At 57.0% G+C, this 23,648-nt stretch carries 24 protein-coding genes; 13 read left to right on the forward strand and 11 right to left on the reverse strand.

All coding sequences use genetic code 11. The annotated features are described in order from the left end of the window. Nucleotides 1–3: 3 nt before the first annotated feature. Entirely contained in the window at nucleotides 4–1,836 is a 1,833-nt protein-coding gene (locus tag J3D54_RS17070; RefSeq protein WP_253420433.1) for a di-heme-cytochrome C peroxidase, read from the reverse strand. A gap of 269 nt (nucleotides 1,837–2,105) precedes the next feature. On the opposite strand from J3D54_RS17070, the gene J3D54_RS17075 reads away from it, so the two are divergent. The 8 genes from J3D54_RS17075 to J3D54_RS17110 all read left to right on the forward strand — a co-directional run bounded on the left by J3D54_RS17075 (nucleotide 2,106) and on the right by J3D54_RS17110 (nucleotide 7,055). Then, nucleotides 2,106–2,819 carry an FKBP-type peptidyl-prolyl cis-trans isomerase gene (locus J3D54_RS17075; RefSeq protein WP_253420436.1) on the forward strand — a complete coding sequence of 238 codons (714 nt, stop codon included), beginning with the start codon at nucleotides 2,106–2,108 and terminating at the stop codon, nucleotides 2,817–2,819. A gap of 294 nt (nucleotides 2,820–3,113) precedes the next feature. Continuing rightward, on the forward strand, nucleotides 3,114–3,569 hold the full coding sequence (locus J3D54_RS17080) for a YkvA family protein (RefSeq protein WP_253420440.1): 456 nt from the start codon (nucleotides 3,114–3,116) through the stop codon (nucleotides 3,567–3,569). Between the two features lie 112 nt (nucleotides 3,570–3,681). Then, on the forward strand, nucleotides 3,682–4,023 hold the full coding sequence (locus J3D54_RS17085) for a helix-turn-helix domain-containing protein (protein ID WP_253420443.1): 342 nt from the start codon (nucleotides 3,682–3,684) through the stop codon (nucleotides 4,021–4,023). Then, the gene (locus J3D54_RS17090) at nucleotides 4,020–4,391 is read left to right on the forward strand and encodes a hypothetical protein (protein WP_007898892.1); all 372 of its coding nucleotides are present in this window, start codon (nucleotides 4,020–4,022) and stop codon (nucleotides 4,389–4,391) included. The genes J3D54_RS17085 and J3D54_RS17090 overlap by 4 nt, the downstream gene beginning before the upstream one ends. After that, a complete protein-coding gene (locus tag J3D54_RS17095) occupies nucleotides 4,392–4,799 on the forward strand; it encodes a sel1 repeat family protein (protein WP_253420446.1) in 408 nt (135 codons plus the stop codon). It begins immediately after the preceding gene. A gap of 84 nt (nucleotides 4,800–4,883) precedes the next feature. Beyond that, nucleotides 4,884–5,087, forward strand: a complete 204-nt coding sequence (locus tag J3D54_RS17100; RefSeq protein ID WP_253420449.1) for a hypothetical protein — start codon at nucleotides 4,884–4,886, stop codon at nucleotides 5,085–5,087. Nucleotides 5,088–5,377: 290 nt separating this feature from the next. Continuing rightward, nucleotides 5,378–6,304 carry a bifunctional oligoribonuclease/PAP phosphatase NrnA gene (locus tag J3D54_RS17105; RefSeq protein ID WP_253420452.1) on the forward strand — a complete coding sequence of 309 codons (927 nt, stop codon included), beginning with the start codon at nucleotides 5,378–5,380 and terminating at the stop codon, nucleotides 6,302–6,304. 172 nt (nucleotides 6,305–6,476) lie between these two features. Beyond that, entirely contained in the window at nucleotides 6,477–7,055 is a 579-nt protein-coding gene (locus J3D54_RS17110; RefSeq protein WP_253420467.1) for a DUF4337 domain-containing protein, read from the forward strand. A gap of 113 nt (nucleotides 7,056–7,168) precedes the next feature. On the opposite strand, the gene J3D54_RS17115 is transcribed toward J3D54_RS17110, so the two are convergent. Further along, nucleotides 7,169–7,735, reverse strand: coding sequence for a TetR/AcrR family transcriptional regulator (locus J3D54_RS17115; RefSeq protein ID WP_253420470.1), 567 nt, complete (start codon nucleotides 7,733–7,735; stop codon nucleotides 7,169–7,171). A gap of 113 nt (nucleotides 7,736–7,848) precedes the next feature. On the opposite strand from J3D54_RS17115, the gene J3D54_RS17120 reads away from it, so the two are divergent. The 3 genes from J3D54_RS17120 to J3D54_RS17130 all read left to right on the forward strand — a co-directional run bounded on the left by J3D54_RS17120 (nucleotide 7,849) and on the right by J3D54_RS17130 (nucleotide 9,590). After that, on the forward strand, nucleotides 7,849–8,496 hold the full coding sequence (locus tag J3D54_RS17120) for a glutathione S-transferase family protein (protein WP_253420472.1): 648 nt from the start codon (nucleotides 7,849–7,851) through the stop codon (nucleotides 8,494–8,496). 244 nt (nucleotides 8,497–8,740) lie between these two features. After that, complete coding sequence (locus J3D54_RS17125) at nucleotides 8,741–9,130, forward strand: hypothetical protein (RefSeq protein WP_253420474.1); 390 nt, start codon at nucleotides 8,741–8,743, stop codon at nucleotides 9,128–9,130. A 121-nt stretch (nucleotides 9,131–9,251) separates the two neighbouring features. Next, nucleotides 9,252–9,590, forward strand: a complete 339-nt coding sequence (locus J3D54_RS17130) for a hypothetical protein (protein ID WP_253420476.1) — start codon at nucleotides 9,252–9,254, stop codon at nucleotides 9,588–9,590. A gap of 578 nt (nucleotides 9,591–10,168) precedes the next feature. Here the strand turns inward: J3D54_RS17130 and J3D54_RS17135 are convergent. Continuing rightward, nucleotides 10,169–11,668: a hypothetical protein gene (locus J3D54_RS17135; RefSeq protein ID WP_253420478.1), complete on the reverse strand. Its 1,500-nt coding sequence runs from the start codon at nucleotides 11,666–11,668 to the stop codon at nucleotides 10,169–10,171. A 656-nt stretch (nucleotides 11,669–12,324) separates the two neighbouring features. On the opposite strand from J3D54_RS17135, the gene J3D54_RS17140 reads away from it, so the two are divergent. Beyond that, nucleotides 12,325–12,585: a short-chain dehydrogenase gene (locus J3D54_RS17140; RefSeq protein WP_253420480.1), complete on the forward strand. Its 261-nt coding sequence runs from the start codon at nucleotides 12,325–12,327 to the stop codon at nucleotides 12,583–12,585. Between the two features lie 161 nt (nucleotides 12,586–12,746). On the opposite strand, the gene J3D54_RS17145 is transcribed toward J3D54_RS17140, so the two are convergent. Beyond that, the gene (locus tag J3D54_RS17145) at nucleotides 12,747–14,537 is read right to left on the reverse strand and encodes a bifunctional diguanylate cyclase/phosphodiesterase (protein ID WP_253420482.1); all 1,791 of its coding nucleotides are present in this window, start codon (nucleotides 14,535–14,537) and stop codon (nucleotides 12,747–12,749) included. A gap of 133 nt (nucleotides 14,538–14,670) precedes the next feature. Further along, on the reverse strand, nucleotides 14,671–16,752 hold the full coding sequence (locus J3D54_RS17150; RefSeq protein ID WP_253420485.1) for a carboxy terminal-processing peptidase: 2,082 nt from the start codon (nucleotides 16,750–16,752) through the stop codon (nucleotides 14,671–14,673). A gap of 140 nt (nucleotides 16,753–16,892) precedes the next feature. On the opposite strand from J3D54_RS17150, the gene J3D54_RS17155 reads away from it, so the two are divergent. Then, nucleotides 16,893–17,855, forward strand: a complete 963-nt coding sequence (locus J3D54_RS17155; RefSeq protein WP_253420488.1) for a zinc-binding dehydrogenase — start codon at nucleotides 16,893–16,895, stop codon at nucleotides 17,853–17,855. A gap of 166 nt (nucleotides 17,856–18,021) precedes the next feature. On the opposite strand, the gene J3D54_RS17160 is transcribed toward J3D54_RS17155, so the two are convergent. The 6 genes from J3D54_RS17160 to J3D54_RS17185 all read right to left on the reverse strand — a co-directional run bounded on the left by J3D54_RS17160 (nucleotide 18,022) and on the right by J3D54_RS17185 (nucleotide 23,384). Next, nucleotides 18,022–18,675 (reverse strand): HAD family phosphatase, encoded by a 654-nt coding sequence (locus J3D54_RS17160; protein WP_253420490.1) that lies wholly within the window; start codon nucleotides 18,673–18,675, stop codon nucleotides 18,022–18,024. A 34-nt stretch (nucleotides 18,676–18,709) separates the two neighbouring features. Beyond that, nucleotides 18,710–19,699, reverse strand: a complete 990-nt coding sequence (locus J3D54_RS17165) for an ABC transporter ATP-binding protein (protein ID WP_253420493.1) — start codon at nucleotides 19,697–19,699, stop codon at nucleotides 18,710–18,712. Then, complete coding sequence (locus tag J3D54_RS17170) at nucleotides 19,696–20,496, reverse strand: ABC transporter permease (protein ID WP_253420496.1); 801 nt, start codon at nucleotides 20,494–20,496, stop codon at nucleotides 19,696–19,698. Before J3D54_RS17170 ends, J3D54_RS17165 begins: the two co-directional genes overlap by 4 nt. After that, nucleotides 20,483–21,319 carry an ABC transporter permease subunit gene (locus J3D54_RS17175; protein ID WP_167331172.1) on the reverse strand — a complete coding sequence of 279 codons (837 nt, stop codon included), beginning with the start codon at nucleotides 21,317–21,319 and terminating at the stop codon, nucleotides 20,483–20,485. The genes J3D54_RS17170 and J3D54_RS17175 overlap by 14 nt, the downstream gene beginning before the upstream one ends. 5 nt (nucleotides 21,320–21,324) lie before the next feature. Then, a complete protein-coding gene (locus tag J3D54_RS17180; RefSeq protein WP_253420498.1) occupies nucleotides 21,325–22,131 on the reverse strand; it encodes an alkaline phosphatase family protein in 807 nt (268 codons plus the stop codon). 185 nt (nucleotides 22,132–22,316) lie between these two features. After that, a complete protein-coding gene (locus J3D54_RS17185) occupies nucleotides 22,317–23,384 on the reverse strand; it encodes an ABC transporter substrate-binding protein (protein WP_253420502.1) in 1,068 nt (355 codons plus the stop codon). Between the last annotated feature and the right edge of the window lie 264 nt (nucleotides 23,385–23,648).

Here is a 23,648-nt window from a genome sequence, read left to right on the forward strand (position 1 = left end):
GGTTCAATCCTTTTGACTGATGAGGTGGTCTGGCAATTGCGACTCCAGCGGGCTGTCCAACACTTTCAGGTATTCCAGCAGCGCCCAGCGCTCCTGCGGTTGCAGCAGGCGACCAATCACGCCATTACTGCGCTCGCCGGCGCGGAACTCGTGGCCACTGTTGTGATTGCCGGTGATACGCGTGTCGAATACAAAACCGTTGGTGAAGGCTTCGGTGCGATAGCCCAGTTGTTTGGGATCGTATTCGAAGGTGCCTTTGTAGAACGTTGTTGCGCGTTCATCCTGGGGCGAGAGCAGTTGGTAGATGCTCGGCACCGAACCGTTGTGCAGAAACGGCGGCGTGGCCCAGACGCCCGCCAGCGGTCGGGCTTTATAGCTGCGCAATTCCTGGACGCCGATGGGCAGGCCGAAACCGTCCAGGTTCGGACGCTCCGCCGGAGTCACATTGGCAGCGCGATAGGCCTGGTTCCCCACGAAAGCAGTGACGTAGGCCAGTCCCTTTGCCACTGACAACTGGCTCAAGTCCAAGGGTTCCGTGGGTTTTGGATGCAGTTGTACATCCAGTTGCGCAAGCTCTGCCGGATCCCACCGCAAGGCCGTCAGATCGAAGCGATGGTCGGCAATATTGTTGGCGGCGCCGGGGTCGGTGCCAATCACTTCCACGGGCAGTAATTTCAGATGTTGCACCGGTCTACCGTCGCTTTGGGTGACGCGAGGGACGTGACATCCGGCGCAGTTTTCAGCGAATAGAGCGCGGCCTTTTGCCGCCAAGGGCTTGTCGATGGTGCCCAGCAGGGCTTCCGGCCAGACGGGGGGCTTGAGTCGTTGCAGGGTTTGTTCGATCCGGTGCAGATCGCGCACCCGGACGCTGGACGGGTAGCGGTCGTCGCCCTTGAGAGGCTGCCCGTTGCCGTCGAAGAAGTTCAACGTGGCGCCGACACCCAAGGCCTCGCCTATGTTGCGGGCCATCGGTTGCTGCGCCGAACCGTTCCACTGCACCCAGTCGAAAGTCCACATGTCCCACAGTTGCGGGTAGTCCACCGGCGCGTTGGCCACGCGGTAGTTGGCGGGGGAAATCGCGTCGCCGAAGCTGGCGTTGGCTATGCGGCCAAAGGCGTCGGTGCGGCCAGGGCCTTCTTCGGTGGGGTAGAGTCCGCGATGGGTATCGTTCCAGGCCACCTTCAAGAAGGTATCGAGTGAGCTTTTAAAGTCCTGGCGTAGCTGTTGATGTCGGGCGTCATAGTCCTGACCCAGGACGTTGCGCGCGAAACGCTCGAATTTCCACGGGTTGTAGTAAGTCGAGGCGAGGCTGGCCACCAGTGCCTGGCCGAAGCTGCCGCCGCGCAGGGTTGGGACGCTGGACGGCAACACATGTTGGGCCGAGCCGCCGTCGATGCGCACGGCCTGGCCATTGAAGCGTAATTCGCCGGTGTGGCAGGCCGCGCAGGTGATGTCCAGAAACTCTTCCTGGCTGCCCGGATTTTGATGGCGGGCGAAACCGACGGGCAGGTTGCCGGGGTTGTTCGGCGTGGCTTTCTGGCTCGGGTCGATCAGAAAACCAAAACGTGCGAGGTATTCGGGGGTGGCGAATCGTTTTTGTGAGAAGGGCAGTTCGAGGGCGTTGAACCAGTCATAGCGCAAGCCTTTGACTTGGGTGCCTTGAGGCGTGAAGTAGTACGCCTGGCGGTCTGCGGCGCTCCATTGCTCCAGGTAATGCACCTGTTGCGCCGGTGACCAGGTCGGTAATTTCGGGTTGGCGACGTAGTACAGCACCACGGCGAGGCCCAGCCCCAGCAATACTATAAGCAGCGTGAGCAAGCGGAATAAGATTCGCAAGATAAACGTCCTTGTCAATTTGTACCTCTCTTATGCCTCAGCTAACGAAGTGCGGCAAGAGGCCATTACGCCAAGGGCTGTGGGAACCGGCATCGGGGGCTGTGAGAGCCAGATGACAGAAGCTTCATCCTCCTAATCCCGAAAAGCGTTTAAACCCCTGAACTTATCCGAAGTTTCCTGCTCTCATGCCGGTAGCCATTGGTCGTGGCCGCCTGATAAGCTCGCGGCTTTACTCGATTGCCCTTTAGGCGCATGAACAAGGAAATAGCATGAAACAGCATCGGTTGGCGGCGGCGGTGGCCCTGGTTGGCCTGGTACTTGCGGGTTGTGATTCGCAGACCAGCGTAGAGCTGAAAACCCCGGCGCAAAAAGCTTCCTACGGCATTGGCCTGAACATGGGCAAAAGTCTGGCTCAGGAAGGCATGGATGATCTGGATTCCAACGCCGTAGCCCAAGGCATCGAAGATGCCGTCGGCAAGAAAGAGCAGAAACTGAAAGATGAGGAACTGGTTGAAGCCTTCGCAGCGCTGCAGAAGCGTGCCGAAGAGCGTTTGGCCAAGATGAGTGAAGAGTCGGCAGCCGCCGGCAAGAAATTCCTCGAAGAGAATGGCAAGAAAGCCGGTGTCATCACCACGGCTTCCGGCCTGCAATACGAAGTGGTCCAGAAGGCCGATGGCGCACAGCCAAAGCCGACCGACGTGGTGACTGTTCACTACACCGGTAAACTGACCAACGGCACCGTTTTCGACAGCTCCGTCGAGCGCGGCAGCCCGATTGATCTGCCGGTCAGCGGTGTGATTCCGGGTTGGGTCGAAGGCCTGCAACTGATGCACGTTGGCGAGAAGTACAAACTGTACATCCCTAGCGACCTGGCTTACGGCGCCCAAAGCCCAAGCCCGGCGATTCCAGCCAACTCGGTGCTGGTATTCGACCTGGAGCTGTTGGGCATCAAGGATCCAGCCAAACAAGACGCTGCCAAGTAATCCGCGTCTGCTCTGACAACAACGCCTCGCTTATGCGGGGCGTTGTTGCATCTGGGGTTCGGTGAAGGTAAACAAAGCGAACGGATGCGGTACGCTGGAGTCATAGCCAGTGACAGTGCCCGAGCTAGACGTACCGGCGCGCCAAGTCAATGAAATCTTGGGTTTTTTTATGTGAGTAAAAAACGCCCGATCTGAGTAAGACCCTTGTGAAACGGGGCTTTCAGCGGTGAAATGCAGCTCTGTTCACAAGGTTATCCACAATTTGTGTGGATAACATTTCAGTGGGAGGAAAAGATGAAAACGCCCTGGAATTTCGCTCGTTTTCTACCTTTGGCCGGACGCCTGCTCGCCCGTGGTCGCTTGCCGACCCTGCTGTTCGCGGTTGCCAGCAAAAGTGCCAGCCAGGGCAATCGTCTGGGTAAGCTTAAGGATGATCTGCGCTTGTTGCAGGCACTCTGCCTGGCCTACTGGCGGGGCGAGTACCGGGCCATCAGCCCGAAAGCGCTGGTTTCGGTAGTGGCCGGCCTGATGTATTTCCTGAGCCCGGTGGATGCGATCCCGGATTTCATCCCGGTGTTCGGCATGCTCGACGACATCGCGGTACTGGCCTGGCTGATGAAAGTCCTCGATGACGAACTCAATGCCTTCCGCGCCTGGCGCAAACATCAGGTGCCGGAAAAGCTCGCGGTGGTTGAACGCCTGCCCGATACCCCGGAACAGCTGCAACTACAGGGCCCGAAAAAAAACTGAACCGATTCAGGATCATCCATATTCACACCCCCCGCGACCTTGGCCGCTGTTAGGATTACACTTCTAAGGAAAAGTGCCGACTCGCTAAGTGTCGTTGTCCTACGGGGTAGTCATGGATATTCAGATAATTACACGCGAAGGCGAACCAGAATACGCGGTTCTGCCATGGGCTCAGTATCAGGCTCTACTGAAAGCAGCAGGCATCAACGAACAACCACCGCGCGAAGCCACAGTGCGTCCCGCGGCCACATCAGACCAGACTCTTCCGGGTCTGGATCAACTACGCAGTTTGCGCGAAAGGAAGGGCATCGCCATTGAGGCGCTTGCCCGCACGGTAGGCATCAGTCCGTCATATCTCTCCTTGATCGAAAGCGGTGAGCGTCAGCCCGACGCAGCTATTCGCCGCAGCCTCGCCTGGGAATTGACGGTGCCAGGATGGAGGGATGAATCGTGAGCGTACGCATCAGTCGTCAACATTGGGACGGATTGCTCGGGGAATTGGACCAGGCGCGCCGTCAGCGCCATCTTTTGACTTATCGGGCGTTGCTGGAGCGTTTACAGCTACCCACGCCCGCCATGCAAACCCTGACCGCCGCCCTTGAACACCTGGCCGCGCTGGATGCCAGGGCCGAGCAGCCGCTGCGCAGCTCGCTGGTGATCAGCCAAGGCGCGAGCCGCTTGCCGCGCACCGGCTTCTTCGAATGTGTCGAGCGCCTCGGGCGCTTCTCTGGACCGTCCGATGGCGTGGCTGCCGCATCCTGGCATGCCTCGGAAGTGGTGCGGGTGTTCGAATACGAGTACCCCGAGTCGGCGGAAGCCTGAGTGTTCCTACGACTGAAGGCGCGGGCCGGTTACTGGCTGGCCCGCCGGTTGTTCCACTGGTCGTGGTTTGTACGCCAGCCGCGAGGCTGGCGCTGGCTCGAGGGCCAGTTCGCACGCATGGCGAACCTGGGTGATGTCGGCGCCCAGAGCTTCTACGGCCACATCCTGACCTTTCGTGGCGTCGGTCTTGGGGCTCGCGAGGAAGGCGTACGATTGCTGCGCCTGGCCGCATTGGCGGGGGATGGCAAAGCGGCGTATCAGGTTGGCGTGATCTGCCTCGCGGGGACACCGAGCAAGGCACCGGATCCGGTGGAAGCGGCGCGGTTTTGGCGTATTGCCTTGAAGGCCGGGCATCCGTTGGCTGAGATCAAGTTGAAAGAGTTGGCGAGTGGCGATATTGCGCAGTGATTCGATGTTCTTCGATAAGCAAGCGCTGTGGTGAGCTGCTTTCGGCTAGAACGCTCAACCGACAAGGAGCCATGAGAATCAAAAATGGATTTCATCTTTGATATCTTAATCAACCTGTTGGCTCATAGGATTGGCGTTTACGTGCTTGGCTTGCTGAGTGGCGGCCGTTTCAAGGGAGAAAGCGGTTTTGCCTGGGGCTGGGCAGTCGCCGTCGGCGGCTTGGTGCTGTTCGCTCCTTTCGTGGCTTTCATAGCGTTGCTCATCCATACCAGTGGTAGCCCAGGTTGAGAACGCGCTCGGGCTGGCGGCCTAGCACCGCCAGCAGAGAGCAGTTTCATTTACCTTCGCTCGATTCAGCAATGTAGAGCAGTGAGGCAATGGTTCATACACCATTGCGCGCTGACATCCGCATGACTTCAAAATGCCTCCATACCGTCATGTTTTTGCAATAAAAGCATGCGAGTTTTGTCGGCAGAAATAGGACGTAACAGTATATTTCGGCACGCTAATACACTGTTTTAATTATGGAAAATGGATTTTAAGGAAAGCCGATATCGATGTTTTGTGGCCCACGTGTTATGAGGGTGGTGACCTCAGGCTCGGCGTACCTGGACATCGACGCGTATGCCTGTTGCATTGCGTACGCCGAACTGTTGAATCACCAAGGCATTGATGCTCGGGCCGTCAGTAGCGCCCCGCTCAATGTCAGCATCTCCAGGACCGTACTCGGATGGCAATCATCTCTGGACGATTATCTGCCGAGAACGGGTGATGAGTTCGTGTTGGTGGATGTCTCCGACTACCACCATTTCGACCCGGTGGTGGTTCTTGAGCAAGTGGTGGAAGTCATTGACCATCACCCAGGCTTTGAAAACTATTGGGCGCAGAAGCTCGGATCTGCGGCAGACATCCTGCCGATCGGCGCAGCGGCGACGCTGATTTTTCAGCGTTGGGAAGCGGCAGAGCTGTTGCCGCTGATCAGCGAAAAAAGTGCTGCGTTGCTGGCCACGGCAATTCTGGACAATACCCTGAATTTCACGGGGCAGTTGACCACCCAATCGGATATCCGGGCTTATGAAGTCCTCGCACGGCGGGCGAAACTGGAAGCGGACTGGCCTGAGCGTTATTTCTCCGAGTGTCAGGCCACTATCGAGTCAGACCTGATTGGCGCGTTGGCGGTTGATATGAAGCGGCTGAGAGCCGATAGCAACCTGCCGCAGGTTTTCGCGCAGATGGCGGTGTGGGATGCCAGTGCGCTGATCCGAACGCATCGCTCAACGATCGGTCACTGGTTGGCGGCGCAGGGCGGAGACTGGCTGTTGAACGTCATCAGCATCAGCGAGTGCAAAAGCTACTTTCTGGCTGAACCCTTGGTCAGCCAACAAAAGTTGAGCCATTTGCTGTCGATCGAATGGCAGGCCGGAATGGCTGTGCTTGAGCGCTCGCTGCTACGTAAGGAACTGCTGAAGTTGGGGTTGACCCGCATCTGCGTGGTGGGTAAATAGCCTCTGGTTTTGTAGCCACATTGAAGGGCTGCTTTTAGCCGATTTCCACCTGTCGCGAAGTGCTACAACCGACCACTGGCTGCCAGTCATTTGTGTCTAAAGAATCAGGGACAATTCATAATGCTGTCCACTTCCACTAACTCCACCACTAACTCCTCCAAGATTGACACCCATGCCTGAAGAGTTCGAAGTCCCCAGCCCACACGAGCAACATATTGAGCACACCACCCATCATGCGCATGCACAAGGCGACAGCTTTGCCAGCAAGATTGCGGTGATGACAGCCATCATGGCGACCATCGGCGCCCTGATGAGCTATCAAGCCGGCTCAACGGAGAATGAGGCGGCCATGGACAAAAACAACGCCGCCATCCAGAAAACCGAAGCCGCCAACGAGTGGAATTACTACCAGGCCAAGTCCAGCCGGCAGAACCTGTCGGAACTGGCAAGTCATCTGCCAGGGCTGGATTCCGCCCACTATGTTGCTGAGGCGCGGCGGTACGGGGAACAGAAGGAAGCGGCGCGCAAGAAGGCTGAAGCATTCGAACAGCGGGCAAGAGAGTGGGACGAGAAGTCAGAGCAGGTGCTGCATCAGCATCACCGCTGGGCCCAGGCAATGACCGCGATTCAAATAGCAATTTCACTGGCGGCCATTACCTTGCTGACGCGTAAGGAATGGCTCAAGCGGATCTCGTTTGGGGCTGCGGGTGTTGGCGTCATGTTGGGTTCGTTGGCTTGGCTGCATATCTAAGCGAGGCGCTCAGAAGTTCACCTGTTGAATGCGACCGCTAATGGCCGTTTTCTGCCTCTGACGTGGGGCAACGTGCGACCCAATTCGGTCGTTTCGTTGCTTGCCAAGGCATGTCATAGCTCAACGAGCTGCAAACATCCCTGTTGACAGGCTGTGAGAATCTCTTGCGCCAATTGGTCATCGGCCACAGCTCGAGCTAGTGCCAAACCACCAATCATCCCTACGGCAATTTGCAAAGCATGCTGGCGTGTATCCGTCTCTGTCGTCGATTTCAGTCCGGACTCTAGACGTGCAATGAAAGCTGCGAGCACTTGGGTATAGCTCTCCTGGATGGCTCCGTCCTGCTGAGCAGCATCATTGACCATGAAGGCTAATGGACAGTGCATACGGCTTGCATCCCGATGGTCCATGTGGAGATAGTCTTTCACTACCTGCTGTAAACCGTTTTTACCAGCCTCTTCCAGTATCGCGCCCCCCGCGTTCGCAGCATTTCTAATAGCTTCGGTGTAAAGCACCGTTTTGGATGCGAAGTGACTATAGAAGGCCCCCCGGGTCAGTCCGGCACTCTCCATAATTGAGTCGATACTGACTTTTTCGAAACCTTCCAGTGCGAAGAGTCGCGCTGCGCTATCCAGAATCATCTGTCGAGTGGTTGCGCGCTGTGTAACAGGCCAGGGCATACGTCTTCTCCTCAGTAAAGCGAGGGATGGAGTATGACAAAACGGGACTTTATGTTCTTGAACATAAAGTCATACCAACCAGAATTGCCGACTCTTCCCTCAAGGAGCTACTCATGAGATTGCACATACTGGGACCTGGATTTAGCACCTTCGTGCGCAGTGTCAGACTTTACTGCGAAGAGAAAGCGCTGGATTACACACACGGGATGCACGTGGATGGTAAAACGATAACGCTCCACAGCCCTGAACACAGGGCACTGCATCCTTTTGGCAAGGTCCCGGTATTGCTGCATGGAGAGCGGAGCGTAATCGAAACAACCACCATTTGCCGCTACCTGGATGAAGCCTTTGCGCACACTTCTCTAAGACCCGCGGACTTGGCCCAGAAGGTAAAGGTCGATCAGTGGTCCGCTGCCTTGGCGATGTATGCCGATGATCGAATGATACGCCGTTATCTTTTATTGCTGGTTTCACCTGCGCAACCGACACGCCCTATCGATAGAGAAGCTGTGGCTACCGCCGAGCCAATGGCTATCCAAACACTTGGGCTGCTGGAGAAGCATTTGGGCGGGCAGCAATTTTTCTGCGGGGCGGACTACAGCATGGCGGACGCCATCCTGACGCCTATGCTCGATTATTTGGAACGCGTGCCCGAAAGTGCGCAATGGCTGAAAAAAACATCAAATCTTCGTGATTATCTTTTTCGCATGCGATTGCGCCAGTCAGGGCGCAACGTGTTAACCGAGCCGAACTTTAGTTAATGCTGAAAATGATGGACTTATCGTTCGCCCAAGGGCCGCTCCTGGCCATTAGCGGCCATTCGTAACGGGAAGCAATCGACCAAAAAAGCGATCAATCTTCCAAAGAAATTTTCGTTGTACCCTCTTCTATTTTGTATGTAATCCTTCGCTCATTCAGTGCATAAAATGGTTCACAGAAATGGACGCCTGCTCCCTCACATTTCAACAGTTGCATCGCCCGGGAAGCTCGTCAAGTGGCTGCACCGTGGCCGAACGATTCTCCCTCGATTTTCTGATCAACGAACGTTCGTTGCTCAATGCTCTGGTCTTGGCTTCAGGTGACCACTCAGATTTCATGGGCTGTTTCGTTAAGGGCTTCCCGGGGCCAAATAGCCTATCTCACTCTCGTCTGCTTTTACGCGAACACGCTGAAACAGAAAGTGGTCGTGTCCTCCTTTACATCTGCCCCGAGTGCGGCGACATCGGGTGTGGCGCCTACTCGGTTTATGTACGACAAAGCGATGACTGTTTCACGTGGAGTTCCTTTGCTTACGAGAACGGCTATGAAGAGCCTCAAATCATTGAGGGAGTTGGCCCCTTCACATTTGAGAAGCATGCATATGAGGCAGCTATCAACGATGCGGTGGCATTCTAACAACGATTCAACTGTCCGATTGCAGGCATCCGCAAAGGGCACAATCGGTCAAGTAGAGAACGGTCAAGCCAAAGTTTTACCTAATGAGTAGCCGCCACGAATAGGAAGAGTCAGTCACCGTATGAATTTGGATCGTGCAAAGCAGCTGATTCATGGAGAGTTAAATCATGACTTCCCTATTGAAAGTCTCATCCATGTTCTTGAAGCAGCCATTGAGCTGATTTCTCTTCCGGACAATGATTTTTGCTGGTCAAGTTGGGAGGACGAAGAACAGGCAAAGAGAGAATTGCTAGGTTTGGTCAGCACGCTGAAATCTGGTGTGATGCCCGAAAGGATAAAATTTGCCGTTCTGTTTGCTCCAACCGGCCCCTTGCAAGAAGTCAGCCTCAGCAGTGGTTGGGCGGGCCCCTTCCTTAAAGTGGCTGAGAAATATGATGAAGTTGAAGCATTGCTGTGGTGAGCGCGCCAACAACGCACTGAATCTCGTCCACTAAGCCGCATTTACGCGTTTTGTAGCTGAGCCTTCGTGTGTGACCGCTTTGGGTCGTTTTCAGCCCTCCGCGGCGGGCTGAAATCGGCCAGAAGCAGGTTTTTACCTGATCGGTATGAGGCATTAAAGACAGTTATGACACTTTCCAAAGGCGACTTCATAAAACTAACCCACGTCGATTCTACGAAGGCGGTGTATGTTGATTGGATAAATGCTCGTGATGCGGCGCCTGGAGATATCGCAGTCGTCAAAGAAACTTTTAGTACGGAGTCTGGACTCATCGTCCGTCTATTGTGCGAGCCCCGGTCGGGCTTTCAAGAATGGTGCACCACATTTTATGAAGCAGATTTGACCTACGAACTGTTGCTCGTAAAACCAATTCACGATGACTAAGCTTGAAAGTCCGCTTCGGGTTGTGGATTCCTACCTCTCGCGGAAGGCAGGAGTCGACCCTAAGCGGTCAGACGCTTGTTATGAAAGCGGCCGTGCGGACTCTGCGTATTCGCCAAGCGGAAGGAGTCTGTCATAGCCCCCTCGAATGACGAACTTTATTTTGACTTCTTCTGATTGTTGTTTGACACCCACTGCTCACCAGCTTGAGGGATGAATGTCGAGGTGGCTCGTCCTATTCCGGAAAGTAGACGACTTTTCTCCGAGCCCGCCTTGCCTCCATAACTGTTAGCGAGCCGGTAGGCTCGAAGAATTTGCTGCTTCGCCTCGGCGTACATTCCACTGCGCCAAAGTGCTTCGGAAAGTAACGTACATGCTTTGATACGGTCATCTGCAAGTCTTTCTGGAATCAGGTCAATCATGGCCAGAGCATCAAGGATTGCTTTACCGCCTTCCGCATCAAACCCGTTTTGACGCATGGACTCCGCAAGAGCTACCGTTGCTTTTACTTCCTCAAAGTAACGAATTTTTTCCGGACTATTTGAAATCGCTAGTACTGCCCGGTGGTAACTAGCCGCAGCATCCTTTCTTACTCCATTTTTTACCTGTATCTCAGCAACTTGTCGCCAGACATTGGACTCTACCCAGGAAATTTTTCTCACCGGATGCTCGGCAAAATAGAGCGCCGTGGTCAGGTCTCCCCGTCTCACCGCATCTTCGAACACGCTCTTGAAGGTGTCTAATGCATGGTCAACGTATAGATTCGATGATAGCCCTGAAACAATCGCGTGAGCCTTTTGCGGATTACCAGACCTTGCCTCTTGAATGGCAACTGCGTACGGAGACTTCTCTGGCAGCCTCTTGGTGTACCCCGCCTCTGCTGCAACATTAGTCAAACTCTCAAGCGCCAACTTCTGCATAGGAGCTTGGTTGATAGTATTCGCTGATAAGATACCTAGCTCAATGAGGTCTATGGCCAGTTCATTTCTTTGAAGCCGTACTGCGACTTGGGCTAGATCTCGATAGGCAAATGCAGATTCGGCCGATTTCTCTGTGCGCTGAAGATGTTGCTTTACTAACGCAATCATCCAGTCCCGGTTACCAGTAGATTCGCGTACCATGGCTTCAGTAACCTGTCGGTATCCACCACTACCTTCTTCATTTATGCCGCTCTCGGCGGCTCTTAGCGCTTCTTCAAAGACTGCTCGGGTTTCAGACTCTGCACCGTTCCGAGAATAGAAAAGTGCGACCTCGGTTAAATCCCCGGATTTCAGGTAGTTCGCAGATTTTCCAGAAATTTTCCTGGCTGCATCTAATGCCCGTTGAACCAACCCCGCTTTCATTTCCGGCGAAATTGATGGGACATCGACAACAAGTGCCAGAAGTGCTCCAGGCTGCGTGTTCGGGGGCATGCCAGCAATCGTATCGAGGGCATCTTCGAGAAAGCCGGCTTTGGCCTGTCCTGTGGGGATGGTCCACTCAAAACGGTCCACCGACTTGGCTTCCAGAAAAATCGCCCGCGATGCCTCTTTCCAGTTGTCGCCGATAATTAGCGACTCCACGTTAGAAGGAGTCGATTCCGCCATGCACTGAAGCGCGATTGTGATGGCACATGCACCAACTAAAGTAGAGGCCAATTTACGTGCTGAACGTGTCACTTTAATTCCCTCAAACACTACGACTGGCAATGCGATCGCGAGAAGACGCCATTCGCTAAATGTGCGGTATAAAAACAAAAAATGCCATACGCGTTGGCATTGGGGCCAACGGCTGCTTAGGGTAAATTTTCCCTAGGTCCGCTATTGGCCGATTTCTGCCTGTCGCCATCGGTTGAATCCACAGTCGAAAGCGGCTAACCCACGGTGGAGAAATGAAGCCAGGCTTCAGTGAAGCCTTCCGCCACGTTTGCGTTTTTGAGCGAAATTTCTGGGCAAGGTCTTCGGAAGTTTCCTTCAAGTTGTGGCGGTATTCGTGAGCTGGTGTGCAGCCAGTTCGATCGGTAGGCTTTAGTGGTCACTGCATATCAGTGAGGGGGTGTAGGAACCCTTTAATAGCATCGGTAATGCGTTAGCAATCGAAGTCAGTTTGCGGCCGTCAATGTGCGTCCGTAATATCTGTCGCGGCGGCTATGCGCGGGCACGCTTCGGCGTGGTCGAGTTTCCGATGCTCGGTATTCCTACCCCGCGTATAGCTGCCACCCAAGCCTGTAGGAAGGCTTTTGGCAGCTCCCATTTTCATCGGAAGGTCTCAAACGCCAACACTTCATCCTGATCCACCCTACGAAAAACCAATTCCCCACCCCAAAAACCGCTTCATGGCGTTGACCAGCAACTGCACCGACATGCCCACCCTGTTCGTCGACACCCATGCACCGCTGGATATTCTGATCGACGCCGCCAGCTTTCGAATCCGCGCCGTCACCCAAGTGCTTGAGAACCTGTCCATGCGCGGTTCAGTCGAGTGCGATTCGACGATTCTCAGTGATTTTGCCTTGCTCTGTGCCATTGCGCTGCGCGATGGCTGTGATGTGCTGGATGTGATTGGGCGGCGGTTGCGGGCTCGGTCTTCGGACTAGAGCCGAGTGGTTTTTGTGGCGAGGGGGCTTGCCCCCGTTGGGCTGCGGAGCGGCCCCAAAACCTGCATTCCGGATTTGTCAGGTACACCGCGGGGCTTGGTTTGGCGACTGCTTCGCAGTCGAACGAGGGCAAGCCCCCTCGCCACAGAGTGGTACGGCCATCACCGATGTCCGGCAACCAACGCTTCCTCGGATGATGGCACCGCCAGACTATCAATCACATGCACGCTATACCCCGGCACATTCTTCGCGTGGTGTTTGGCCTGCGAGGCCATCTCGGCCAACTGGCTCGCATCGAGTTGCCCGCAGGCCTGTGGATGTAAATGCACCACGCCGATGGACAGCGACAGCAACGGAAATTCTTGCCGTACGCCCTGGCGGTTGGGGGCGATGAAGCAGCCGGCTTCCAGGTGTTCGCTGCGATAGAAACGCCGGCATTGGCTGTGGAAGTCGTCCAGCAATTGATTCAGGCGTTTGCGCCAGTCTTCCGGGCCGAGCACCAGCAGGAAGTCGTCGCCGCCGATATGGCCGACAAAGTCGCGGGACGGGTCGACGCGGTCGTTCAGGCATTGCGCCAGGCACAGTAGGACTTCATCCCCACGACCGTAGCCGTAGATGTCGTTGAAAGGTTTGAAGCTGTCGATGTCCACGTAGCAGATCACCGATTCCCGTTCCTGTTGCAGCAGCCGTGTCAGGCATTGCTGGATCGGCACGTTGCCCGGCAGCAGGGTCAGCGGGTTGGCGTAGCGGGCTTGCTGGATTTTCAGTTCGGTAATCAGTTTGAGCACGTCGATCACTCGGCCCAGGCCCAGATAGCCGCCGTTGAGGGTGATGATGAAGTCTTCTTCGATGCGCTGGCGGGCGCGGCTGGTGATCAGGCGGCTGACCTGTTGCAGCGACTGGCTCAGTTCCACGGCGAGGAAGTCGTCGCTCATCAAGCGGCTGATGGGTTTGCGGGCGAACAGGTCGGTGGCAAACGGCTTGAGCAGGGCGTCCGAGAGCGAATGACGGTGGACGATGCCACACGGCTGGCCCTGCTTGTCGAGCACCGCCAGGGAGTTCAGATTGGCCTGGCGGCGGAAGGCTTCCAGCACGGTGGCGGTCGGGGTGTCGCTGGTCACCGCCGGTTGGTCGTTGAGCAGGGCGCTGAGGTCACTGGCTTCCTCGTTCAGCATCGCTGCGGCGGTGTTGGGTTTGGGCATCAAGGTTCGGGCATCGCGGGGCGGATGCTCCTGGGGCCGGCAGAGCAGATAGCCTTGCACAAGATCGACGCCCATTTCGGTCAACACAGCGAGTTCTTCTGGCAATTCGATGCCTTCGGCGATCACTTTTGCCCGCGAAGCCTTGGCGATCTGCAGGATCGAGCCGACGAATTCACGCTTGAGCGCGTCCTGGTGAATGCCGTCGATAAAGTGCCGATCGATCTTGACGTAATCCGGCCGCAATTCAGACCACAGCCGCAAGCTCGAATAACCTGCACCCAGATCATCCAGCGCAATCGAAAAACCCATCGCTCGATAGTGATGCAGGGCGGTTTGCAACAACTGGAAATCGTCGGTCGGGGTCTGTTCGGTGAGTTCGATCACCACCTGACTCGGCGGTATGCCGAAATCCTGCAGCAGTTGCAGAGTGCGTCCGGGTTGGTGGGCGGCTTCGAGCAGGGATTCCGGGGACACATTGAGGAACAGCTTGCCAGGCAGTTGCTGTTCATTGAAGCGTCGGCAAGCACTTTGACGGCAAGCGATCTCCAGTTCGCTGAGGCGACCGGCCTGGCGAGCGACCGCGAACAGGGCGATGGGGGAGTGCAGCGGGCTGTTGGAGGGGCCACGGCTGAGGGCTTCGTAGCCGATGATCTGTCGTTCGGAGAGCGAGATGATCGGCTGGAACAGGCTGTGCAAACCGCTTTGAGTCAGTATCGAGCTCAAGGCACTCAGCTGTTCGGTTGTGGTCATGGCGATCTCTGGCGATAAAAAAAGGACTGGGAGCGCAAAGCTCCCAGTCCTTTATTTCACGACAGAATGATGTCTGTTTGATGACGCTCCGGGGGGCGTCAGCATTAAATTGCCATCATCTGATTTTAACCACTTAGTGCTTGGCGACCGCAGTGTTGAGTTTCAAGTAATCCAGCAGAATCCGCCCGGTCTCGCTCAGGTAGGCGTCGTCTTCTGGCTTGGTCTTGTCCGGCTCGGCCGCGATGGCATCTTCGTCTTCTTTCTTCAGCTCTTTGAGCGGCTCTTCACCCTTGGCCTTGCGACGGATGTTTTCCATGGCCAGTTGTTTGGCTTCGATATCGGCGTGTTGTGCACGACGGTCGGCTTCATTGAGGCTGACGGTTTTTTCGGCCATCAGCTTCTGGGCCAGGGCCAGTTTGTCGCGGATGAACACGAACTCCGCGTCTTTGGCCGAGCGCACGTCATGCTCGGACTTGAGCTGCGTGATGTACGGTTTGAACGGGTCGAGCGCCGGCTTGATGGCCGCACGGATGGTGTCCCACGGCATGGCTTCCGGCAGGGCGCTTTCGCCGATTTCCTTGGTGTCGATGATCGACGGGTAATCGATGTCCGGCAGCACGCCCTGATGCTGGGTGCTCTGGCCGGAAACCCGGTAGAACTTGGCCAGGGTCAGTTTCAGTTCGCCATGGTTCAGCGGCTGAATGGTCTGCACGGTGCCTTTGCCGAAGGTCTGGCCGCCGATGATCAGTGCGCGGTGGTAGTCCTGCATGGCACCGGCGAAGATTTCCGAAGCCGAGGCGGACAAACGGTTGACCAGCAACGCCATCGGGCCTTTGTAGAACGCGCCCGGGTTTTCATCTTCCAGTACATCGACCCGGCCGTCGGCGTTACGCACCAGCACGGTCGGACCTTTGTCGATGAACAGGCTGGTCAGCTCGGTGGCTTCCTGCAAGGAACCGCCGCCGTTGTTGCGCAGGTCGATGACCACGCCGTCGACCTTGTCTTTCTGCAGCTCGGTCAGCAGCTTCTTGACGTCGCGGGTGGTGCTCTTGTAGTCCGGATCGCCGGCACGGAAGGCCTTGAAGTCCAGGTAGAAGGCCGGGATCTCGATGATGCCGAGCTTGTAGTCCTTGCCATCCTGCTTGAGGTTGAGGACTGACTTCTTCACCGCCTGATCTTCAAGTTTCACCGCTTCACGGGTGATCGACACGATCTTGCTGGTCTGGTCGTTCGGCGCATTGCTGGCCGGGATCACTTCCAGACGCACCACGGTGCCTTTCGGCCCGCGAATCAGTTTGACCACTTCGTCCAGGCGCCAGCCGACCACGTCGACCATCTCTTTGTTGCCCTGGGCCACGCCGATGATCTTGTCGGCCGGAGCGACCTGCTTGGTCTTGTCGGCCGGGCCGGCAGGCACCAGGCGCACGACTTTGACTTGATCGTTATCGCTCTGCAACACGGCGCCGATGCCCTCCAGGGACAGGCTCATGTTGATGTCGAAGTTCTCCGCGTTATCCGGCGACAGATAGTTGGTGTGCGGGTCGTAGGACATGGCGAAGGTGTTGATGTACGCCTGGAAGATGTCTTCCGCGCGGGTCTGGTCCAGACGCGTCAGCTGATTCTTGTAACGCTTGGTCAGGGTTTCCTGAATCTGCTTCGGCTCTTTGCCGGAGATCTTCATCCGCAGCACTTCGTCCTTGACGCGTTTGCGCCACAGGTCGTCCAGCTCGGCGGTGGTCTTGAGCCAAGGGGCATCCTTGCGGTCGACCAGCAAGGTTTCCTTGGTGGTGAAGTCGATCTTGTCGACGCCCTTGTTCAGCTCGGCAAGGGCAAAGTCCAGACGCGCCTTGACGCGATCCAGGTAGCGCTTGTAGATGGTGAATCCGGCGTTCAGGTCGCCGCTCTTGAGGAAGTCGTCAAACTGGGTTTTCCATTTGTCGAATTCGGCAATGTCACTGGCCATGAAGTAGCTGCGCGATGGATCCAGTAGCTTGAGGTAGCTATCGTAGATGATCACGGAGCGCGCATCGTCGAGCGGCGGTTTGCTGTAATGGTGACGCTTGAGCAATTCGACGACGTTCAGACTGGCGATGACTTCGTCGCGATCGGGCTGAAGATTGTCCCAGCTGTTGGCTGCGAACGAATTGCTCGACATCGGCAAAAGACCGAGACCAATGACAAGAGCGAGGGCGGTGCTGGGGAAAAAATGCTTCATGCTGATTCGACGCGGGGACAATTGATCACGCATATTAGGCCGTCTTTGAAGTCGCCGGATCCCACAAGGGCCGGTCGCATAATGCAAGAAAGCCCGGCGCTACAGCTTCGGGCTCAGTCCAGACTCACTATGGAGGCACTGTGAAAGCATTGCAAGGCGTTGAAGGGCGAGTGGTGTGGGTTGAGGAGCCGAGTCCTACGTGCGATGTAGGACAAGTTCGTATCCGAGTGGCGGCAGCGGGACTCAATCGAGCCGATTTGTTACAGAAAGCAGGCCTGTATCCGCCACCGCCGGGAGCCAGTCAAGCACTGGGTCTTGAGTGTTCGGGGGTGATCAGCGAGGTCGGCCCGGGCTCGTCCTGGCAGGTCGGCGATCGGGTTTGCGCCTTGCTGGCCGGGGGTGGGATGGCCGAAGAGGTAGTTGTCGACGGACGGCATGTGTTGCCGGTTCCCGAAGGTTTGTCCCTGGCCGAGGCCGCGGCGTTGCCGGAAGTGTATGCGACCGTTTGGCTGAATGTGTTTCAACTGGCTGCGCTCAAACCGGGTGAGAAAGTTCTTCTGCACGCCGGAGCAAGTGGAATCGGTTCAGCTGCCATTCAGCTGTGCAAGGCATTTGGTAACCCGTGCTGGGTCAGCGTCGGCTCCGAGGATCGTCTGGCCTACTGTGAAGCGTTGGGTGCCCAGGGTGGCGTGGTACGCAACAAGGATCTGGACCGCTTGAACGATCTGGGGCCGTTCGATGTGATCCTGGATCCGGTGGGCGGCAACTATGCGGCGCTGAACCTAAAGTTGCTGGCTCGCGATGGCCGTTGGGTGTTGATCGGTTTGATGGGCGGTCGTGAAGCGCAGCTGGATCTGGCGCAGGTGCTGGCCAAGCGTGTGCAACTGCTGGGTTCGACCCTGCGCAATCGCGACGAGCAGTTCAAGGCCGGTTTGTTCAGCGATCTCAACCAGCACGTCTGGCCGCTGTTTGCCGAAGGGCGTTTGAGCCCACAACTGGCCAAGACCTTTGCGATCAAGGATGCCGAAGCGGCGTTTGCGGAGCTGGCGACCAATAAGGTGTCGGGCAAGTTGGTGCTGGTGATCGACGACAGCCTGAGCTGACAACATGAACCTGTGAGTGCCTTTGTGGCGAGGGAGCTTGCTCCCGCTCGGTTGCGAAGCAGCCGCAAAACCTGAAAACCGGTTTACCTGGCTAGCCACAGTGACTGATTTCAGGGCCGCTTCGCGGCCCAGCGGGAGCAAGCTCCCTCGCCACAGGGGATCCGGGTTACTTCCAGATGTGGATGGGCCAGCCGGCTTTTTCGGCGTGTTCGAGCAATACCGGATCCGGATTCACCACATGCGGGAAGTCCACCTTCAGCAGCAACGGCAAATCGTTGCGTGAATCGGAATAGAAACTCGCGCCTTCAAGGTTTTCCTCTTCGGCGTCCAGCCATTCCAGCAGTCGGGTGATCTTGCCTTCGCGGTAAGTCAGGGTGCCAACGGTGTTGCCGCTGTATGCCCCATGCGCCACTTCCAGCTCGATGCCAAGAATTTCGTCGATGCCCAAACGGTCGGCAATCGGCTTGACCAAATGGGTGCCCGAGGCCGAGATCACCAGGATCCGGTCACCGGCTTTGCGGTGGGCAGCGATGACTTTGGTGGCATCGCTGAAGATGATCGGCTCGATGAAGTCTTCCACCCAAGGCGCCACCAAGTGCTCGACCTCTTGCGGCGTGCGACCGATCAACGGCTCCAGGCTGAAGGCCATATAGTCTTCCATCGCCAGGTGGCCCCTGCCGTAGGCATCCATCAATTCCTTGTCACGACGCAGGAAGGATTCGCCATCGACCCAGCCGAGGCGGGCCATCTGTTCGCTCCAAAGCGAGGCGCAGTCGCCATGGATCAGGGTTTCGTCCAGATCAAAAATTGCCAGGGCCATCAGTGCAGTTCTCTCTTCAACATCAGCAAGGCCATCAGGCTACCTCACACAGGGCTGTCGGATCGATGGAAAGTGCCAGACGCTGACCATCGGGATGCAGGTCGGACGCCGAGCGGTTCAGCACATCCACCACCAATTCCACCCCCCGAGCTTCCACCCGGTAGCGAATCACGTTGCCCAACAGGCTGTGGCTGCGCACCTGAGCGTCGAGTTCGCCGTTCAGGCTCAGCTCGATGGCCTCCGGACGAATGGCGATGCGGTGGGTAATCGGTCGTTGCAACAGTTTGCTGGCACTGTCGGCGTCCAGCAGGTTGTAGTTGCCGATGAAGCCTGCGGCAAACACATCGACGGGTGCGGTGTAGAGGGTTTCGGCATCGCCACTCTGTACGATCTTTCCCTGATTCATCAGGAAAATTCGGTCAGACATGGTCAGGGCTTCTTCCTGATCGTGCGTGACGAAGATCGTGGTCAGGCCGAGTTCGCGCTGGATCTGACGGATCTGTTCGCGCAAGTGTTTGCGAATCCGCGCATCCAGCGCCGACAGCGGCTCATCCAGCAACAACAGGCGAGGGCGGGTCACCAGCGAGCGAGCCAGGGCCACGCGTTGGCATTGGCCGCCGGACAGTTGATGCGGGTAGCGGGCGGCGAAATCGTTCAGCTCCACCAGGCTCAACACCTCGGCGACGCGCTTGTGGCTGTCGTCAGCGTTGACCTTCTGCATGCGCAAACCGAAGGCGACGTTCTGCTCCACGGTCATATTCGGGAACAGCGCATAACTCTGGAACACCATGCCGATTCCGCGTTTCTGCGGGCTCAGTGGGACGAGGTCGTGGCCCTCCAGCAGAATCTGGCCGCCGTCCACCGATGTCAGCCCGGCGATGCAGCGCAGCAGGGTGGACTTGCCGCAACCGGACGGGCCGAGCAGGGTGACGAATTCGCCTTTCTTGATTTCACAGTTGATGTCACTGAAGACGGTGGTGCCTGAGTAATTCTTTTGCAGATGTTGGACGCTGACATAGCTCATTCGCTTTTGTCCTTGTTCAAGATATTGGCCGCCCAGGTCAGAACCAGCACAAAGAAGAAGTAGGAAATCACCAGCGCGCTGGTGAAGTGGCCGCTGCTGTTACGCATATTGTTGAGGTAGACCTGCAAGGTTTCGTAGCGGGTGCCGACGAGGATGTTGGCGAACACGAACTCACCGAACAGAAACGAGAACGACAGCAGCAACGCCACCATCAAACCCTTGCGCAGGTTCGGCAGCACCACCAGGAAGGCTGCTTGAAAAGTGCTGGCGCCGAGCAATTGGGCAGCGTCCATCAGGTCGCGCAGGTTGATCGCTTGCAAGTTGTTGGTGATCGCCCGGTACATGAACGGCAGCGCCACGGTGAAGTAGCAACCGATCAGAATCCATGGCGTACCGACCATGGCGAACGGCCCGGAACCGTAGAGTTGCAACAACCCCACCGACGACACCACCGGCGGCACCGCGAAGGGCAGCAGAATCAAAATGTTCATCAGCGCGTCGAGTTTCGGGAAGTGGTAATGCACCACGAACAGCAGCGGCAGAATCAGCACCACCGACAGAATCAGCGAGCCGATACAGACCAGCAGCGACTGCCCGAACGCATCGAGAAAGCGCGGATCGCTCCACAGCTGGATGTACCACTTGAAGGTAAAGCCGCTGGGCATAATCGTCGCCGACCAACTGCTGGCGATCGAGTAGATCAGGGTTCCGAGCAGCGGCAACAATAGAATGGCAAACAGCAAATACACGATGACCCGGTGGTAGACACCGACGGGCCCCAGTTCAGCGCGAGACATGGTAGCTCCTCTTCAACAGCAGCTGATGCACGATGGTCACCAGGGTCATCAACGCCACCAGCACCACGGCCAACGCACTGGCGAGGTTCGGGTCGAGGGAAATGTCGCCAGACACCATCGCCGCGATACGGATCGGCAACACGTTGAAGTTGCCGGTGGTCAGCGCGTAGACCGTGGCGTAGGCGCCCAAGGCGTTGGCCAGCAGAATCACGAACGTGCCCAGCAGCGCCGGAGTCAGCACCGGCAAACCGATGTGCCGCCAGAACTGCCAACCGTTGGCCCCCAGCAAGGCGGCGGATTCACGCCAGTCTTCGCGCAGGGCGTCGAAGGCCGGGTAGAGCAACAGCACGCCCAGGGGAATCTGGAAGTAGGTGTAGAGAATGATCAGCCCGGTTTTCGAGTACAGGTTGAAATCCTGAATGATCCCGGCCTGTTTCAGCATGATGGTGAAGGTGCCGTTGAACCCCAGCAAGATGATGAACGCGAAGGCCAGGGGCACACCGGCGAAGTTGCTGGTCATGTTGGCGAAGGCATTCACGAAGTTGCGCAGTTTCGAGTCGACCCGGCGCAGAGAATAGGCGCCGAGTACGGCAATGACGATGCCGAATACGCTGGACCAGAAACTGATCTCGAGGCTGTACTGGATCGCCTGCAAATAGAACTTCGAGTTGAAGATTTTGCTGAAGTTGGCCAGGCCCCAACCGAACTCTTCCGATTGCAGGCTGTTGATCATCACCCAGAGCAGCGGGGCGATCTCGAACACGAAGAAGAAAATCGCGAAGGGCACCAGGCACAGCGCGGCCAGCCATTTACCGCGGGTCATGGCATTCACTTGAGCAGCTCCCGGCACACAGGTTTGTCGTGGGGCACGCCCAGCAGTTCGCAGACGGTGCCGCACAGTTCGGTTTGTTTCGGTGCCGCGCCTTGGTTGAAGCTGAAGGCGTCGCCGAGCACGAACAGCGGCACTTCGCGTTCTTCGGGCAACAGGCCGTTGTGCGAGCGGTCGTTGTTCATGCCGTGGTCGGCCGTCACCAGCACCTGGTATCCGCCGTCGAGCCAGCCTTGCAGGTAGTCGGCGAGGATGATGTCGGCCGAACGGGCACTGTTGCGGTATTGCATGGTGTCGAGGCCGTGCTTGTGCCCGGCGTCGTCGATGTTCATGGGGTGGATCAATAGAAAGTTTGGCGCGTGGCGCAGGCGCAGGTTTTCCGCGTCGGCGAACAGGTGCGAGTCCGGGTAGTGGTCGCTCCAGTAGAAGTGACCGTGCTGGATCGGCAGTTTCGGGTCGTCGGTGTGACGGTCCCGGGCAGCCACGAACGGTGAACGGTTATACAACTCGCTGACCCAGTGATAGGCAGCGGCGGCGGTTTTCAGGCCAGCGTCGCTGGCGTAATGGTAGATGCTGCGCTGGTTGGACAGGCGTGAGACGTTGTTGTGAACGATGCCGCTGTCGATCGGCGTTACGCCGGTCAGGATGCATTCGTAAAGTGGTCGGGACAGGGCCGGCAGTTCGCATTCCAGTTTGTAGAGCGCCGCGCGTCCTGCGCCAACGTAAGCCTGCAGATGCCCCATGGCGTAGCGCGCGACTTCGTAATTGAGGCCGTCGAGCACGACAAGGATGACGTTGTGCTTCATAGGGGCTGGAACTCCGCGAAACAGATGTTCAGAAAACTCGAATTCACCACGAACCACTGTGGGAGCGAGCTTGCTCGCGATGACGGACTGACCTTCAACAGAGATGTTGACTGAACTACCGCTATCGCGAGCAAGCTCGCTCCCACAGGGATCTCCATTAGCCCTCCCAATGACGGGCTATGGCGTTACGGCATGTTGATGATGACTTCTTCCTGCCACTTCTGAGGCAGCGACTTGGAGGTCTTTTCCCATGCATCCGCATCTTTGATCGGCGTGACCTTTTTGTACTGCTCGTTAGGCAGCAGCTTGGCCTTGACCTCTTCCGGCAGCGTCAAGTGTTCGGCGCGAATCGGACGGGCGTTGCCTTTTGCCAGGTTGATCTGGCCGGCGTCGCTGAAGATGTATTCGCGGGCCAGTTTGGCGGCGTTCGGGTGCTTGGCGTACTTGTTGATGATGGTGGTGTAACCGGAAATCACCGAGCCATCGGAGGGAATCAGCACGGTGTAGTCATCCGGATTCGCCATCTTGGCCTTGTAGCTCAAGCCGTTGAAATCCCAGACCACGCCGACTTCGATTTCACCCTTTTCCATGGTGGCGATCGTCGGGTTGGCCATGGACAGGCGGCCTTGCTTGGCGATGTCAGCGAACAACAACAGGGCCGGCTGGATGTTTTTCTCGTCACCACCGTTGGCGAGGGCGGCGGCCAGTACACCGTTGGCAGCCTGGGCTGCGGTGCTCACGTCACCGATAGAGACTTTGTACTTGCCGGTCTTGAGGTCGGCCCATTTGGTCGGTGCTTCAGAGCCGTGCAGCAGCTTTTTGTTGATGATGAATGCGATGGAGCCAGTGTAGGCCAGCGCCCAGTTACCGTCCTTGTCCTTGGCCCAATCCGGAACCTGTGCCCAGGTGGTGGGTTTGTAAGGTTGCACCACGCCTTGCTTGACCGCGATCGGGCCGAAGGCGGCACCGACGTCGCCGATGTCGGCCGTGGCGTTGTCTTTTTCGGCGGCGAACTTGGCGATTTCCTGGGCCGAGCTCATGTCGGTGTCGATGTGTTTCAGACCGTATTTCTTGGCCAGGTCTTCCCAGGTGCCTTTCCAGTTGGCCCAATCATCGGGCATGCCGACGCTGTTGACGGCGCCTTCCGCTTTCGCAGCGGCTTCGAGTGTTTTCAGATCGCTATCCGCCGCCATGGCGGCAGTGCACAGGGCAATGGTCGAGCCTAACAGTGATGCCAGGAAAAACTGTTTCATCCGAAGCTCCTTTGGGCGTTTTCAACGCTGCGATTGCGGTTGTGTTGGTCTAGGTCAGCAATACCTGAGCCAATTTAGGCGTCCTGGATGACATTTTGATGTCGACGACCGGTCGGCCTGAATCTTCTGCGCTCGGATACGCGGGGTGCGAGATAAGCGTAGACCATGGCTAAAGGGCTGATATGAAAGGGACTTGGCCATAAAATTGCAGGTGTCTGACGCAACCGTTCGGCGGCTTTGTCATCTGTCAGTCATCTGCAGTGC

Origin of the sequence: Pseudomonas sp. GGS8 (assembly GCF_024168645.1) — a bacterium.
Classification (GTDB): domain Bacteria; phylum Pseudomonadota; class Gammaproteobacteria; order Pseudomonadales; family Pseudomonadaceae; genus Aquipseudomonas.